10 protein-coding genes are annotated in these 15,021 nt (G+C 72.1%); 5 read left to right on the top strand and 5 right to left on the bottom strand.

The window, feature by feature from the left end; all coding sequences use genetic code 11:
- Positions 1–15: 15 nt before the first annotated feature.
- Positions 16–1,968 (bottom strand): hypothetical protein, encoded by a 1,953-nt coding sequence (locus tag EF918_RS12495; protein ID WP_125644837.1) that lies wholly within the window; start codon positions 1,966–1,968, stop codon positions 16–18.
- A gap of 313 nt (positions 1,969–2,281) precedes the next feature.
- Here EF918_RS12495 and EF918_RS12490 point away from each other — a divergent pair, with 313 nt between their 5' ends.
- Both EF918_RS12490 and EF918_RS12485 read left to right on the top strand, forming a co-directional pair.
- Positions 2,282–3,718 carry an MFS transporter gene (locus tag EF918_RS12490; RefSeq protein ID WP_125644835.1) on the top strand — a complete coding sequence of 479 codons (1,437 nt, stop codon included), beginning with the start codon at positions 2,282–2,284 and terminating at the stop codon, positions 3,716–3,718.
- A 64-nt stretch (positions 3,719–3,782) separates the two neighbouring features.
- Complete coding sequence (locus EF918_RS12485; protein WP_125644833.1) at positions 3,783–4,664, top strand: haloalkane dehalogenase; 882 nt, start codon at positions 3,783–3,785, stop codon at positions 4,662–4,664.
- 6 nt (positions 4,665–4,670) lie between these two features.
- On the opposite strand, the gene EF918_RS12480 is transcribed toward EF918_RS12485, so the two are convergent.
- Positions 4,671–6,773 carry an FUSC family protein gene (locus EF918_RS12480; RefSeq protein WP_125644831.1) on the bottom strand — a complete coding sequence of 701 codons (2,103 nt, stop codon included), beginning with the start codon at positions 6,771–6,773 and terminating at the stop codon, positions 4,671–4,673.
- 341 nt (positions 6,774–7,114) lie between these two features.
- On the opposite strand from EF918_RS12480, the gene EF918_RS12475 reads away from it, so the two are divergent.
- Positions 7,115–7,936 (top strand): aminoglycoside adenylyltransferase family protein, encoded by an 822-nt coding sequence (locus tag EF918_RS12475; RefSeq protein WP_125644829.1) that lies wholly within the window; start codon positions 7,115–7,117, stop codon positions 7,934–7,936.
- Here the strand turns inward: EF918_RS12475 and EF918_RS12470 are convergent.
- The gene (locus tag EF918_RS12470; protein ID WP_125644827.1) at positions 7,918–9,204 is read right to left on the bottom strand and encodes a hypothetical protein; all 1,287 of its coding nucleotides are present in this window, start codon (positions 9,202–9,204) and stop codon (positions 7,918–7,920) included. The two genes, EF918_RS12475 and EF918_RS12470, sit on opposite strands and share 19 nt — an antisense overlap.
- Before the next feature lie 235 nt (positions 9,205–9,439).
- Here EF918_RS12470 and EF918_RS12465 point away from each other — a divergent pair, with 235 nt between their 5' ends.
- Both EF918_RS12465 and EF918_RS12460 read left to right on the top strand, forming a co-directional pair.
- Positions 9,440–11,485, top strand: coding sequence for a hypothetical protein (locus tag EF918_RS12465; protein WP_125644825.1), 2,046 nt, complete (start codon positions 9,440–9,442; stop codon positions 11,483–11,485).
- 91 nt (positions 11,486–11,576) lie between these two features.
- Entirely contained in the window at positions 11,577–12,470 is an 894-nt protein-coding gene (locus EF918_RS12460) for a hypothetical protein (protein ID WP_125644823.1), read from the top strand.
- Here the strand turns inward: EF918_RS12460 and EF918_RS12455 are convergent.
- Together EF918_RS12455 and EF918_RS12450 are read right to left on the bottom strand one after the other, a co-directional pair.
- Positions 12,446–13,525 carry a hypothetical protein gene (locus EF918_RS12455; RefSeq protein ID WP_125644821.1) on the bottom strand — a complete coding sequence of 360 codons (1,080 nt, stop codon included), beginning with the start codon at positions 13,523–13,525 and terminating at the stop codon, positions 12,446–12,448. The two genes, EF918_RS12460 and EF918_RS12455, sit on opposite strands and share 25 nt — an antisense overlap.
- 84 nt (positions 13,526–13,609) lie before the next feature.
- Positions 13,610–14,920 (bottom strand): MFS transporter, encoded by a 1,311-nt coding sequence (locus tag EF918_RS12450; RefSeq protein ID WP_185921717.1) that lies wholly within the window; start codon positions 14,918–14,920, stop codon positions 13,610–13,612.
- Positions 14,921–15,021 lie beyond the last annotated feature (101 nt).

The following is a 15,021-nucleotide window of genomic DNA, read 5'->3' as shown; positions in this document are numbered from 1 at the left end:
GGCACCGCATGGGGCTCAACCGATGACGTAGGCGGGGGCTCCGTACGCGGAGGACTCGTCCCAGCGCTGGCTGAAGTAGACCCCGTGGAAGTCGGTGAACTGCACCGTGTCCACCCCCGTCGTATTTCCGTTCTCATCGGCGTAGTCGGGGCCGTACGAGGCCCCGTGCAGAATGCACCACTCCTCGGTGACCCGGTTGTGGAACATGACGAGCTTGCCGCGGGAGAGCGCGTCCATGACCTGGTCCGGGTAGAGCTCGGCGACGAATTCATCGCACACTTCTTCGAGGAAGGTCGCCGAACCCTCGTGGAGGGCTTGGAGCGTCAATTCCGTTCCTCTCTCCCGGACGGACATGATGGTCCAGACCTCATCCACATCACGCGGATCCGAGGTCTCGGCCGCCGCATCGGAGAACGCCTTTCGATATTCCTCCGAGTGCATACCACTGTGGAGAAGCTGCGTCACCGTGTAGTCGCCGATTGCCAGCCACCGGTACGCACTGGCCACGGCCACGGCAGCACTGACATGGGGCGACATGGTCGCGATCTTGAGGTACGGTGCGAATTCCCCCGGGAGCTGATGACTTCCCGCCTGGGAGGTTCGGTAACGGTCGTACCGCGACAACCTCGCCTTGTCCTCCGCCTCCTGCTGCGCCCCCCGGTCAGCACCGGATACCCGGAACACAGCAGCCCGGGCCATTGCCGGATTGACGCGCAGCATGCATTCCTTGACCGTTTTCTGCGTACCCTCCGGGATGCCTTCGACGAATATCTCGTCCTTGCCGTCCTGGCCCTTCACCGCCACCAGCTGTCCCGTCACCGTGTCGGGCAGCTCTTCGTTCCACTTCTTGAAGTATTCGGGATGGTGCACGAACCGCCCTCCCAGGTCACCGACCAGGATCACGCCGTAGGCCGCGATGAACGGCAGGTACTGGCCGGCGTGCGCGGCCACAATCAGCTCGTTGATCCTGCCGACCTTTTCGTCGCCGGGCAGGCCCTCCCCCTTCTTCTGCGCGGCCCGCTTGGCCTCGCGCTTCCTGTCCGACGGCCGGACCACGTCCGTGCCGTATTCGACCTTCCATGCACCACCCATCCGCTCGACGCACGGCTGGACCGACGAGCGCACACCGTCGACGACCGCCACGAGGAGCCTGCCCGCACCGAACGCTGCAGTCCTCCAGACCACGAAGCCGGTGGCGTCGCGCTGCTCCAGCCGGGCCTGCCGGCCGTACGTACCGTGATGATCGAACCTGCCCTGCGCATCACCGACGAACATCATGCTGCCGACGACGAAATAGGGAAGCTTCTTGTCCATATGGGCGCGAATGATACGCAGGTTCTCCTTGGCAACGGCCGCCTCGGCCTCCTCCCCCCAGTTCGCCCGCCACGTGCCGCGCGCCTCCTTGCCGGCCGGGACGACCTGAGAGGTCGCCACCCAATGCGTTTCCCCCTGCGGGCTGTACACGCGACCGAACAGGCCCGTGCAGAGATCGCTGTGCCGAAGCTTCGTGAGATCTCCCGGATTCCGCCAGTACGGGTTGTCCTTGCACTCGTGGGGGAATCCCTGGCAGCCGTCCTTTCGGCAGGCCCGTCGCTTGCACGGCACCAAGGTCGGACAGTCCGACGGCATGCCGGTGCACAGGAGGAGCGGGCTGGGGAGGTCCCCATGGCCGGGACGGAGGATCTTCCGTCCGGCGAAGGACGGATGAGACGCGACATCCGTAGTCGTAATACCTGGTTCGCCCCGGAGTGCCGTGTTGAGGATGGGCCGCATGTCGCCGTGGGTAGCGGTCATCGCCTTCTGGAGGGTGCCCCACACGTCGGTCTGGTTCAGATCGAGACCCCTCCCGCCGTCGGTGTAGAAATGCACGGTGCGACCGTGCGGCACGAAGATGCGCTTCGCCGCGCCGTATCCTTCCAACGCAGCCGAGTCCTCACCAAGGCTTCCGCGCCCCAAGAAAATGCCCATACCGTCTTTTCCTCGTCTTCAGACACAGTCGGTTCTCAAGCACCGTACGGATCGCCCCCAGGCGTGCAGAGGAACTTTCGGGAGGCCTCCCGGACGGGCAACGGTTCCCCTTTGCGCATCGCAGCCCGGTTCGGCCTCCTCTCACGGACCTCCCCCGGGCATGGGCCCGATCGGCGGACGAGGAGGCCGGCTGCCGTTCCCTAGGCTGCGAATGTCGGCATGCGCACGTCCTTCGCAAACGGCCGACGCGCGTAGACGGCCGCCCGCGCACCCACCCGTACGGACCGCACGACCTCCGAGGGAGCCCCCGCCGATGTCCACGCCCACCCTCCGCACCGGGACGGCACCCACCGAGGTGGACCCCCGGTGGCCGGCCCGGCTGCGCGGCATCCTCGCGGTGCTGTGCCTGGCGCTGTTCCTGGACGGCCTGGACGGGTCGATGGTCGGCGTCGCACTGCCGTCCATCGGACACGACCTGGGCATGGCACCGGCCTCGCTCCAGTGGATCGTCAACGGCTATCTGCTCGGGTACGGCGGTCTGCTGCTGCTCGGCGGCCGGGCCGCCGACCTCCTGGGACGTCGCCGGGTCTTCCTGATCGCCCTGGGCGTCTTCGCCGCCGCCTCGCTGCTCGGCAGCCTGGCCGACGGCGGCACGCTGCTGATCGTCACCCGGTTCGTCAAGGGCACGGCCGCGGCCTTCACCGCCCCCACGGCCCTGTCCCTGCTCACCACGACCTTCCCGGAAGGTCCGCAGCGCAACCGGGCGCTGGCGTTCTTCAGCCTCTTCGGCGCCCTCGGCTACTCCTGCGGCCTCGTCCTCGGCGGCCTGCTCACCAGTGCCGGGTGGCGGTACGTCTTCGTGATGCCCGCCCCGTTCGCGCTGCTGGCCCTGGCCGTCGGCTGGAAGCTGATCCCCCGCGACCGCCCCTCCCGGGCCGGGGGCCACGACCCGGCCGGTGCGCTCACCCTCGCCGCCGGCATGGTCCTCGCCGTGTACGGGGTCGTCACGGCACCGGAGCGGGGCTGGGCCTCCACCGCCACGCTCGGCGTCCTGGGTCTCGCCGTGGCGCTGCTCGTCGCGTTCGTCCTGGTCGAGAAGCGGGTGCGGCACCCCCTGATACGCCTGTCGGTCCTGCGCCGGGCGAGCGTCGTCCGTGCGAACGTGAGCATCGTGGCCCTGATCGGCTCCTACATGAGCTTCCAGTTCATGCTCGTGCTGTTCCTCCAGGACGGGCTCGGCTGGTCCCCGTTGCGGATGGCCTTCGCGCTGCTCCCGATCGGCGTCGTCGTCGCCCTCGGCTCGCCCTCCGTCGGCAGGCTCGCCAACCGCTTCGGGACCACCCCGCTGGTGCGGGCCTCCATGGTCGCGACCGTGCTGGGCTACTGCTGGTTCCTGGCCACCGCGGGCGATCCGCCGTCCTATCCGGCCACGATGCTGCCGTCGGTGCTGCTGCTCGGCGTGGGGTTCGCCCTCGGCTACAGCGCGATCATGGCCCAGGCCACCGAGGGCATTCCCGACGAGGACCAGGGCCTGGCCTCCGGGCTGATCCAGACCTCCGCGATGGTCGGCAGCGCCGTGGTCCTCGCCGTGGTCACCGGGCTGATCGGCGGCGCGGGCCACCACGGCACGGCCTTCACCCCGTACCGAGCGGGCCTGGACCTCGTCACCGCGGTCGCCGTCGTCGGCCTGCTCCTCAGCCTGGTGCCGCTGCGCAGGGCGAGGAGGGCGGGCGACGACCGTCCGGCCTGACGACGGACCTGACGACGGGGCCGACGACGACCGGCCCGCGAACGAAGGAAGGCAAGGAGACATCGTGATTCCGGCAGACGAGCGGTACCGCAAGCACCGGGTCCGGGTGGACGGCCTGGACATGGCCTACGTGGACGAGGGGCAGGGCGACCCGATCGTCTTCCTGCACGGCAACCCCACATCGTCGTACATCTGGCGCAACGTCATCCCGCACGTGGTGGACCAGGGGCGCTGCATCGCCCCGGACCTGATCGGGATGGGCGACTCGGACAAGATCCCCGGCAGCGGGCCGGACTCCTACCGGTTCGTCGAACACCGCCGGTACCTCGACGGGCTCCTCCGAGCCCTCGACGTGCGCGAGCGTGTCACCCTCGTCGTACAGGACTGGGGCTCCGCGCTGGGCTTCGACTGGGCCCGCCGCAACGCCCCGGCGGTGCGGGGCATCGCCTACATGGAGGCCTTCGTCGCCACGATCCCCTCCTGGGAGGCCATGCCCGACGAGGGCGCGGCGTTCCTCCGGACGATCCGCTCCCCGGCGGCGGAGGAGATGGTCCTCGAACGGAACTTCTTCGTCGAGGACGTCCTGCCCCACCAGGTCCTACGGGGGCTGACGGAGCAGGAGATGGCGGTCTACCGGCGGCCCTACACCGAACCGGGCGAGTCCCGCAGGCCCACGCTGACCTGGCCGCGCGAGGTCCCGGTGGCGGGTGACCCGGGGGACGTCCACGAGGCCATCACCCGCTACGCGCAGTGGCTGGCCACGTCACCGGTGCCGAAGCTGTTCGTCGAATCGGTGCCCGGTGTCATGTTCGAGGAGCACCGGGCCGTCGCCCGGTCCCTGCCGCACCAGACGCACGTGACGGTCACCGGCAGCCACATGCTCCAGGAGGACGCGCCCGACGACATCGGCGCGGCCCTCGCCACGTGGCTGCGGACGCTGCCCTGACCCGTCTCACCGCTCCGCCGGTGCGGTGAGGCGTACGACGCAGGCCTCGATCTCGGCGAGGAGGGCGACGACGGGGCCGGTCCCGCGGACCGCGCCGCGCGCCGGGGTGTCGTCGTCCGGGCGCGTGTCCAGTTCGCGCAGCCTCCGGGCGTGCAGCTCCGCGAGGTGCAGGCGCATGTCGTCCAGGGCGCCGGCCAGGGCCGCCGCGTGCGCGGCGCGTTCGTCGGGCCGGGCGGCGGTCAGGGCCGCGGACGCGTGGGCGGCGTAGGCGGGCAGACCGGGCAGGACGGGCGGCCGGGCCGCGGTGTGCGCGCCGAGGGCGTCCAGGTGGTCGGCGAGCGCGGTCAGGTCGGCGAGGACGGTGGCGGTGTGCGCGACGGCCCGGGCGTCGTGGCCGGGTTCGGTACGGGCGCGCCGCTGCGCGGTGCGGGCCTCGGCGAGGCTCTGCTCGGCCGCCCGGCGGGCCTCGTCGGTGGCGGCGGTGCGGGGTCGGGCCAGCGCCTCCAACGCCTCGTCCAGGTAGGCGGCGCAGGCCCGGGTGGCGTCGGCGGTGCGGTCGGTGAGGCGGTCGTGGTCCCAGGTGGGCCACAGGAGATGGCCGCCCAGGAGCGCGGCGGCGCTGCCGAGGACGGTCATGGCGATCCGTTCGAACGCCGCCTGCCAGGTGCCGGGTTCGGTCATGTCGCCGATCAGCAGGACCAGCGGGGTGCCGAAGAGGACCCAGAACGCGTAGTTGACGGGTCGGAGGGCGAAGCCGGCGCTGATGATCACGAACACGAGGACCGCGAGGACGGTGGGTTCGTGGACGCCGGCGATGAGGAGGGCGGCGCAGGTGCCGCCGACCAGGTTGCCGACGATGCGTTGGCCGGCGCGTTCGAGGGTGGTCGCGTACTGGGGCCGCAGGACCCTGAGGACGGCCAGCGTCGCCCATTCGCCGTGCGGCAGACCGGCGGCCCCGACCAGGGTGAACACCGCGGCGCAGACGACCGTGACGCGCAGGGCGTGGCGGTAGGTGGCGGAGCTCGGCGTCATGGCCGCGCGCAGCCGTGCGAGGTCGAAGCCGGGCGCGGGGGCGGCGGCCGGGTGGAGGCGGGTGCCGGCGGCGCCGGACAGGGTGACGGCCTGCCGGTGTGCGGCGTCGGTGGCGGTCCGGACCCGGTCCAGCAGCCGGCGCGTACGGGCGGCCTCGGCCACCAGGGCGTAGGGCTCCTGGCCGGCTGCCGCCCGGGAACGCAGTACGTCGCAGGCGAGGGCGAGTTCCGTCAGGGCCGGGCCCGGTCCCGGCTCGGGCGGGGCGGTGGTCGCCCGGCCCGGGCGGCCGAGCAGCCGTGCCACGTGGGCGAGTCGGCCGGCCAGGGCGTGAGCGGCTGCGCCGAACTGCCGGGCCACGGCCGACGGGGGCGGCCCGGCCCGGTCGAGCGCGGCGCCGAGGTCGGCCAGCGCGGTCGCCTGCCGCAGCACCGGATCGACGAGCGCGGCGATCCGTTCGTCCCCTCCGGGCCCCCGCAGCACCTCCACGTCCCGCTCCGCCCGCCGCAACGCGGCGACGACCTGCGCGTGACCGGCGGCGGGGCCCCGCCGCCCCGCACCGGCGGCATCGGGCGGCTCGGCCTCGGACGCGAGGCGGGCGAGGTGGCGGGCAGCTTCCCGGTAGGGCTCGGCCACGGCCGCCAGGGTGGCGCGCAGGCGGGGGGCGGGGGTGAGCAGGCCGGTGGCGGCGGCGTACCAGAGCCCTCCGGCGAGGACCAGCAGGGCCCCGCGTACGGCGCCGGCAGGGTCGGGGACGGTCTGCCCGGCCCCGGCCAGCAGGGCGGTCGCGGGCATGGTGCCCAGACGGGCCACCGTCCCGTGCACCGCCGCGCCCATCGCCGCCAGGAACACCAGCACCAGCAGCAGGGCCAGGGCGACCGGGAAGAGTCCGGTCGACATTTCGCCCGCCCAGAACGCGAGCGCGTTGACGGCGCCGGCCACCACCAGCCCCGCCGTGCGGCGTCCCCGGGGGCCGCCCTGGTTGGTGAACGCCGTGACGTAGGCGCCGAGGCAGGCCAGCGCCCCGGCCTCGGGCCGGCCGACCAGGGCGCCCGCCAGCAGCGGAAAGCCGACGGCCACCCCGTTGACCAGCCCCGCGAGGACCGCGGGCCGGCTGCCGGCGGCGGGCGCGAAGAGGCCGGGCAGGCGGGGCAGTCCGGGCAGGCCACGCAGAGCCGGGTGCTGGGCCCTTGGCCGAGCCGGGCGTCGGGCTCCGGTTCGGCGTCGCGGCCGCCCGGGCCGGTTCGCGGTCACTCCCGCCGGATCGGCTGCTCGGCGACGATCCGGTGACCGTCACCGGAGGAAGAACTTTCCGGTCTCATGGCCCCATATTCCCTCAAGGAGTACGAAACAGGCCGTATGCGCCCCTCTGCCGCCCGGGTCCGTACGGCGGTTCTCGCAAGGTGACGGACACTGGAGCGATGGATCAGCTCGAACGGACCGTCCGTCTCGTCCGCGACGTCGTGGGGCCGGAGCTCCTCGGCACCTACCTCCACGGCTCGGCCGTGCTCGGGGGTCTCGCCCCGGCCAGCGACCTGGACGTTCTGGCCGTCACGCGCCGGAGCCTGGGGGATCGTGAGCGGCGGGCACTGCTCGACGGCCTGCTGGAGATATCCGGGCTCACGCCCTCCGTCCGGCCCGTCGAACTCACCGTCGTCGTCCGTTCCGAGGTCCGCCCCTGGCGGTTCCCGCCGGTCGGGGACTTCCTCTACGGCGAATGGCTGCGCGAGGACCTCCGGGCAGGCGGGCCGCCGCGCCCGTGCCCGATGCCGGACCTGGCCGTGGCCCTCACGGTGGTCCTGGCGGGCGATCACCCGCTGACCGGGCCGCCGCCCGCCGAGCTCCTGGACCCCGTACCGCACGCCGACCTGGTCCGGGCGAGCCTCGCGGGTGTCCCCGAGCTCCTCACCGCACTGGACGACGACACCCGCAACGTCCTGCTGACCCTCGCCCGCGTCTGGAACACCGCGGCCACGGGGACGATCAGGAGCAAGGACGCGGCGGCCGACTGGGCCCTCGCCCACCTGCCCCCGGAACACCGCCCCGTGCTGGAGCACGCCAGGCAGCTGTACCTGACCTCCTCCTACCAGGACGAGGTCTGGAGCGCCGGGCTGAGGGCCCGGGTGCGCCCGCACGTCGACGCCGTGCTCGCCCGCATCGACGGCCTGCGCGGGCGTCGGGACGGGAGTCGGGACGGGAGTCGGGACGGGCGTCAGGACGGGCGTCAGAAGGACACCGTGTAACGGCCCAGCTTCTGGACGGCCAGGCGGAGCTGGTGCTGCTGCATCCCGCCGACCACGTTGTCGGGGGCGGCGTGGATGCGCCACTCCTCCTCGTACCCGGGGGCCGGCAGGTAGACGACCAGGATGCCGGTGCCGAAGTCCTCGGCGTCCCGGCGGGCCTTGACGTACCGCTTGTTCACGGGCGCATGGTCCCCGAACTTCGGGTCGCGGGAGAGCAGGAGCATGCCGTCGGCCATCGTGTAGTGGAGTTCGTTGATGTTGTTCCGCGGGTCGGCGAGATGGGTGGCGGGAGGGACCTCGTTCAGTGCGCGCCGGTTCGCGTCGCGGGCGGCCTCCGTGTCGAACTCCCAGTCCCTCCCTCGTGGTTCCGTCCGGCAGAACTTCTCGGCGTAGCTGGTCCGTACGGGGGGCGGTCCGCCGTGCGGATCGGTGGTGAAGATGACCTCGTGCGCCCAGGCCGGGGCGAGGGCCCGCGTGAAGAGGTTCCGCTGAGCACCGGTCAGGTCGCACCTCAGCACGAGAGCCGGACTGTTGGTACGGGGGCTCGCGTGGTGCACGGTGAGTTCGCCGCGGACGAGGGACCGGTCGCGGTCGAGGGTCTGCCGGACGGACCTGCTGTGGCGGCGGAAGTCCTCGTACCTGGAGAGCAGGAGCAGTCCTCGGCCGAGGGCGAAGTGGACGGTGCCGCCGTCCTCGGTCCCTTCCAGGGCGGCCTTGTTCCTCCGCTCGATGTCCGCCCTGGGGTCGCGGCCCGCTTCGTCGCGTGTCCGTGCCGGCCTGGCCCGTGCCGGGGCCGGGGTGACCTTGGTGAACTTGGCGCTGAGGACCAGGCGCACCTCGCCGCCGACCTCGTACTGCTCCAACAGCCCCAGGACGCCGTCGCAGCGGTGTCTGAGCCCCTGCTGGATCTCCTCCTGCGTGGTGGGACATCTGCCCGGGGTGCCGTGGCACAAACGGAGCGGATCCTCCAGTCCGTGGCAGCCCGCCAGCATCACCCCGCGCCCCGAGAAGACGTCCAGGAGGGTCGGGTCCTCGAACGCCTCGTCGTAGTGCAGTGCCAGGTGGTTGGGTGCGGGCTCGTCGCACGTGAACCGGCCGTGGGACAGGGCGAACCTCGTCCATTCACGGTCGTCCGGGCCGTACCACGCACCCTGGTCGAGGGCCCAGACGTCGATCGCGAGGCCCGGGGGGATCACGACCTCCTCCATCAGCCGGGGCGGGACGCCCTCGCCGGCACTCAGCCCTCGGCCCAGCACAAAAGTGAACATAGCGTCATATTTCCCTGAATCGAACGAATATCGCCACGATGCTGTCAGTCATCGGCCATGGCGGTACGCCCGTCGAGGTCGGCATCGGGGAAGGCCGCACTTCCCCTTCGGACAGGCACCGGGCCATGGGGAAGGCTGGCCCATCGGATGCCTCTTGGCGCACGTCCCGGCCCGGCACCGCGCATTAGCGTGTCACGTCGCCGGCATCCGAGAAGAAGATCTAGGTGGGCACTCCATGCAACTCCTCGAATCGTTCGACGTGCCTGAGGTACTGCGCGGCACGGAATGGAATCCGTGGTTCACGCGGAAGAACCACGAGATCCTGGCCGGCCTCACCCCCCTCCAACTGGCCCCCGAGTACTTCGGGCGCGAAGCCGGAGAGCCCGTGGTGAACGCCTTCAGGTTCTCCTGTCACGCCTATCTCCACCAGCAGACCGGCGTACCGGCGACACCGGACATCGAGGACAGGCTCTTCTTCGGTCCACTGACCGGCTGGACGGAGGAGAACCCGAACGACCGCTCCGTCGCCCAGACGATGAAGGTCGACGAGGACCAGTTCACCAGGCTCTATCAGCAATTCGTGGACGCCTTCGGACGGCACGCCGAAGGCCTCGGGGACGCCTCGCCGCTCTTCGGGGCACAGCTCCGTCTGACCTCCTTCGACATCCCGCCGATCCTGCACGCGACCTCGTGGGACGAGCGGTTCACCGTCGAGAACCACATGGTGGTCAGCAGCATGGACCTGTCGGCGCTGGCCTCGGGGCGCCTTGACGCCACGACAGGAACCGACGGTCCGGAGATTGCGACGGCGTTCAGGCTCTACTGCCGGGAGTACTTCAGGGAGGCGGCCGGCCGGAGTCGTCTGGACCCGCGCATCGAGGAGGCGCTGCTCTGCGACGAGCTGGGCGGATTCCCGATTCCCGCCGCTGCCGCAGTAGGCGTCACGGACGAGTTCTTCGAGGGACTGTACGGGCTGTTCTCCGACGCCTTCGGGCGGCGTGCGAACGCCCTGCTCTACGACCGGCACGGAGGTGCCGAAGCATTCGCGGCAGCGCGCAGCGAGCGGGCACAGCAGGAGTGGCCGCGCCGGCAGGCCCGGGCGGACGAGGCCCGACGCAAGGCCGCTGCCGAGGCCGACGCGGCGGCGCGAGCCCGTACGGCGGAGGCCGAGGCGGAGCGGGTCCGCCGGGCAGCGGCCGAGCGGGAGCGGGCCCGCACGGTGGAGGCTCTGCGCGCGGCAGGAGCCCCTGCGCTCGAACGGGCGCGGAACCGGGAATCGCCCAAGGAGCGACAGGACCGGGAGGAGCAGGAGGCCAGGGCTCGGGCCGCAGCCGTCACAAGGGCGGAGGAGGACCGGGCCGCGATGTGGAAGGCCCGGAAGGCCGAGGGACAGAAGCGGCTGGAGCAGATCCGGGCGGCGCGGGCCGCGGAGGAGTCGAAGGCCGACCGGGCCCGGGAGGAGAAGCAGCGCCGGGAGGCGGCCGACCGCGCACTGGCCAAAGCCCAGATCGAAGCTGAGCGTGCGGCCCGGCTGGCCGCCGAGGAGACCCGGCGCGCGGAGGAAGCGGCCAAGGCCCGGGCCGCGCAGGAAGCCCTGCGTGCGGCGGAGCAGGCCGTCAAGGCCGAGGAGGAGCGGGAGCGCAGGGTCGCACGGCGTGCCGCACACGAGGTGAAACAGAGGGAGCGCACGGCCCGGCGCGAAGCCGCCGTGCGCGAGGCCGGGGCAGCGCACGAGGACGCGCCCTCGGTCGAGTTGCTGGACATGGAACAGAAGGCGCGCAGGTTGCGGAGCAAGGTCCGGTCCCTGCGCGAGTCGGGCACCGATCAGGCCGAGTTGCAGGAGAGGGAACAGGAGCTCGCCGTCACGGTCCGTAGGGTGAAGGCGCTCAGGAGGCGGCTCGGGCCCGGCCCGGACATCGCACCGGCCGGAACCGAGCACCTGGGCTCGGTCGACACGGACCAGCTCAGGGACGAGCTCGGGTACGAACCGCCCGAACCGTACAGTGAGGACATCTACACATTCAGGTACAACCAGGCAATTTACGACTACCACGCCATCCGCAAGGAGCGCCCGGATGTCAGGTCGCTGCGAGAAGTACTCGACCTCGTGATGCACCGGCTGAGCATCGCGAACGAGCCGCTGGCCCAGCGGATCAGGCAAGACCTGAAGACGTACGTGCAGGACCGCGTACGAAGGCAGGGGCAGGCCGCCGGTGGGAACGCCCGGTCCGGCGGCACCGGCACCGGAGCCGGCACCGGGCGCAGTGGTTCCGGACGGTAAGGGCTGCACCGGCCGTACCGCCGGATCGGCCGTACCGCCGCACCGGCCGTACCGCCGCACCGGCCGTCCATCCGCTCAGAAAGGCAGACCCATGGGCTACGTCCTGCTGGGACACGGCATCCTCGACCTCGACCCCACGGTCACACCCCCCGACATGGAGATCGTGGCGGTCGGCCCGAACAGAACGATCCAGTTCTCCTCGGACACGGGCCAGTCGCTCTGGTACGGCGCGGCCGAGCTCGACGGCTGGGGGCAGGCGCAGGCTCCTTGGCCGCCGCTCGACAGCAGCAACGTGACGTACAACTTCGCCCTCCACTCCGCTCCCGAGGAGTGGCCCGAGGTACTCGTCAACGATCCGCACTTCGGCGGCCATCAGCTGATCCGCCCCGGCATCGGCGACCTTCCCGATCCGCTGCTCATGTGCACCGGCACCCGCGCGACCTGTCCGACCGATCCCCGCCAGGTGGCCGAAGGCGCGGTGCACCACTGCGAGGGCGTCCTCGGCCGCGAGGACCTCCAGGGCGATCTGTTCTGGCTGGCCTGCACGGCGATCGAGACCGACGCCGAGGAAACGGCGAGCTACCACCCCGAGCTGGGAGCGGTGGTCGACGCCGTGCTCGACGGCAGGCTGACCGATGTGCCGCTGGGCGGGGAGCCGGACTGGCCCCGCGCGTCGGACCAGGAGGCCATCGCCCGCGTCAACCGTGCCAATGTGGAGCGCGCCTACTCGGGGCAGAGCATGCCCTTCCGTCTCGCCGGCTCCGCGCTCTTCCTCGGCCTCGGACACGACACCGAGCACACGGAGTACGCGCGGATCCAGGAAGGCTCCGTCCGGGGCGGCCTGACGGTCCATCACGAGCACGCCGACGTCCCCTACCCCGTCGCCAGGTTCGAGGTCCACCGTTGTCCCGCCGGGAAGGAGGAGCTGATCAGGCGCGCCCTCGCCCGGGTCCGGCCCGACTACGAGGTCGTGTTCACGTCCTGACGGGTCCTGCGCCGGTCCCGGTCGTTCCCGCTGAGCCTGCGGTAGATGCCGGCGAGGGAGTCCACGACGTCTTCGAGGACGGTCCGCCCCAGGTCTGCGCGGAAGGAGCGCAGGCTGCTGCCGAGCGCTGCGAGGTCGTCCGTCACGAGGTCGTCCCGCTCTCCTGCGAGGCGAGCATCCAGCAGGAGGCTCGCCATGTCCTCGGCGGGGCCGAGGTCGACCGGGGCGTCCCGGCGGTGGGCCTCTTCCCTGACCGCCCGGGAAAGCCGCCCCAGGGCGTTGCGGAGGACCTCGCGCGTCTGTGCTTCCAGCACGGCCCGGACGAAGGTGTCGATCGCTGCGGCCAGTTCCGTCGCGAGCCCTTCGGCCAGTTCCTCGCGGAGCATGTCCTCCACGCTCACGGAACGGCCCGCGTCGGCCCGGTCCTGCAGGGGGACCTCGATGCTCTGGAGGAACCGGTCCGGGTCGCGGCCGACGAACCGCCGTACGACGCCGGGCACGAAGTCCCGGGCCCAGTCCGGCAGTCCGGTGCGCACCGCTGCTTCGGTACGGTCCCGCAGGGCGGTGGCCAGCACGGTCTCGGCGCTGATCAGCAGCGCCCACTGCCGGACCGTCTCCCGGTCCATGAACTGGAGGGTGCCGTACTCCATCCAGTACAGCTCCTCGCCGGCATGGCCGGCGAGGATGCCGTCGCACGTGTGGGCCGCCCCGGCCTCGACCTGTTCCGCGGTGGTGGGGCAGGCCCCGGTGGTGTCGGTGCAGAGATGGACGAGGTCCCCGTGGTCCACCGTGCCGGGCAGGACCAGGGTGTGTCCGCCGACCTGGACCTCGTCGTCGGACAGGCCCTCCAACAGCACGAGCGCCAGGTTGGGCAGCTCGTCGCCGCCGCGGAGCTCCGCCACCTCGTCCATCTGGTCCCAGATCGACAGCTCGTCCGCGCCGAAGAGCACCGTGTCCGCCGTGCAGTGGTGCACCACCGTCCCGCGGGGGACCACCACCCGCTCCGGTACCCGGTCGTCGAGGTCGCGAGCCTGGCCTAACAGCACGTACGGCATGGAGCCGCCCTTCCGTCCGAAAAGATCAACCGCCCCGATGCTGTCCGGTACCGCCCACCGACACGTGCCCTTCCGGGCACCACTTCAGGCGGCCGACCGTTCCCCTTCCGGCCGCTCGGCCGCGGCCGGACCCGCCGGGGTCAGGTGGCCGCCGTGGGCCAGGGCCGCGAGGGCGGCCGCACAGCCCGCGCCGGTGGCGGCCAGCACGGTCCACACCAGCCAGGGGGCACTGGTGCCGACGGCGTCCCACAGGGCGCCCAGGGCGAGGTTGCCGACGGTGATGCCGAGACCGGTGACGGTGTTGTAGAGGCCGTAGTGGGTGGCGACCAGACGGTTCCCGCAGAGGGAGACGATCGTGTCCATCTCGAACGGGTAGACCAGGGCTCCGGCCGCCGCGAGGGCCGCGACCGACAGGAGCAGGGCCACCGGCATCCCGGCCCGGGACGTCACGGGGGTGACGGCCAGGGGGACGTAGGCCGCACCCGTCGCGGCGCAGCCGGCCACCAGCGCCCGGTGGGAGGTCAGGCGCCGGGTGGCCCACCCGGTCAGCCGCAGCTGTCCGGCGACCGCCACGGCGGCGGAGAGCACGAACAGTCCGCTCGTCACCTTCGTGCCGTCCTCGCCCAGGGCACCCTGCGCGGCCAGGGGCAGCACCAGGTAGACCTGGAAGGTCAGGACGTAGGAGCCGGTCATTGCCGCGGCGAACAACAGGAAGGGGCGGTGGGAGACGACCTGCCGCCACTGGCCCCACACCGAGAGCGTGCCGGCCGGCGCAGCGGGGCCGCCCACCGCTCCGGAGCCGCCGCCCTCCGGCGTGGGGGCGTGGCGGGGCGGCAGGGCGCGGGCCTGGAGCACCGTCAGACCCGCGAAGATCACGGCCGCGGCCGTGCAGACGGCACGGAAGTCGACGGCCAGCAGCCCCAGTCCGACGACCGGGCCGAGCAGCATGCCCGCCTGGTAGTAGACGTTGAACGTGGCGAAGGCCGCCACCCGGCGGGGGCCCGCCTCGGCGGCGAGGTAGGCGCGTACCGCGGGGTTGAACAGGGCTCCGGCGAGCCCGGTCGCCGCCGAGGCGACGAGCAGGGCGGGGAGGCCGTCGGCCCAGCCCAGCAGGGCGAAGCCGACGGTCCGCAGCAGGCAGCCCGCCATGATCGGGGCCTTGTAGCCGAAGCGGTCGGCGAGGGTGCCGCCGATGAGGAACATGCCCTGCTGGGAGAGGTTGCGCACGCCCAGGACCAGGCCGACGGCCCAGGCCGCGAGGGCCAGGTCGCCCGCGAGGTGGGCGGCGAGGTAGGGCATGAGCATGGAGAAGGCGAGGTTGATGGCGAACTGGTTCACCATCAGCAGCCGTGCGGCGGGAGGGAACGAGCGGGTCTGCGTCAGGAGCTGCTTCACCGGGCGTCCGCCGCCTTGGGTCCCCGCGCCCCGCCGACGCCCGGGTCCGTACCCCGGCACGTCGGCGGGGCGCGGGGACCCAAGGCGGCGGACGCCCGGTG

The sequence above is a fragment of the Streptomyces sp. WAC06614 genome (assembly GCF_003949795.1).
Lineage (GTDB): Bacteria > Actinomycetota > Actinomycetes > Streptomycetales > Streptomycetaceae > Streptomyces.
The sequence above is the reverse complement of the archived record's forward strand: the minus strand, read 5'-3'. Positions and strand labels throughout refer to the sequence as shown.

What these genes read in the sequence shown, in the direction of transcription:
- EF918_RS12455 (WP_125644821.1), bottom strand. Translation starts at nt 13,525, where the DNA reads ATGCCGTACGTGCTGTTAGGCCAGGCTCGCGACCTCGACGACCGGGTA.
- EF918_RS12460 (WP_125644823.1), top strand. Translation starts at nt 11,577, where the DNA reads ATGGGCTACGTCCTGCTGGGACACGGCATCCTCGACCTCGACCCCACG.
- EF918_RS12475 (WP_125644829.1), top strand. Translation starts at nt 7,115, where the DNA reads ATGGATCAGCTCGAACGGACCGTCCGTCTCGTCCGCGACGTCGTGGGG.
- EF918_RS12490 (WP_125644835.1), top strand. Translation starts at nt 2,282, where the DNA reads ATGTCCACGCCCACCCTCCGCACCGGGACGGCACCCACCGAGGTGGAC.
- EF918_RS12495 (WP_125644837.1), bottom strand. Translation starts at nt 1,968, where the DNA reads ATGGGCATTTTCTTGGGGCGCGGAAGCCTTGGTGAGGACTCGGCTGCG.
- EF918_RS12470 (WP_125644827.1), bottom strand. Translation starts at nt 9,204, where the DNA reads ATGTTCACTTTTGTGCTGGGCCGAGGGCTGAGTGCCGGCGAGGGCGTC.
- EF918_RS12465 (WP_125644825.1), top strand. Translation starts at nt 9,440, where the DNA reads ATGCAACTCCTCGAATCGTTCGACGTGCCTGAGGTACTGCGCGGCACG.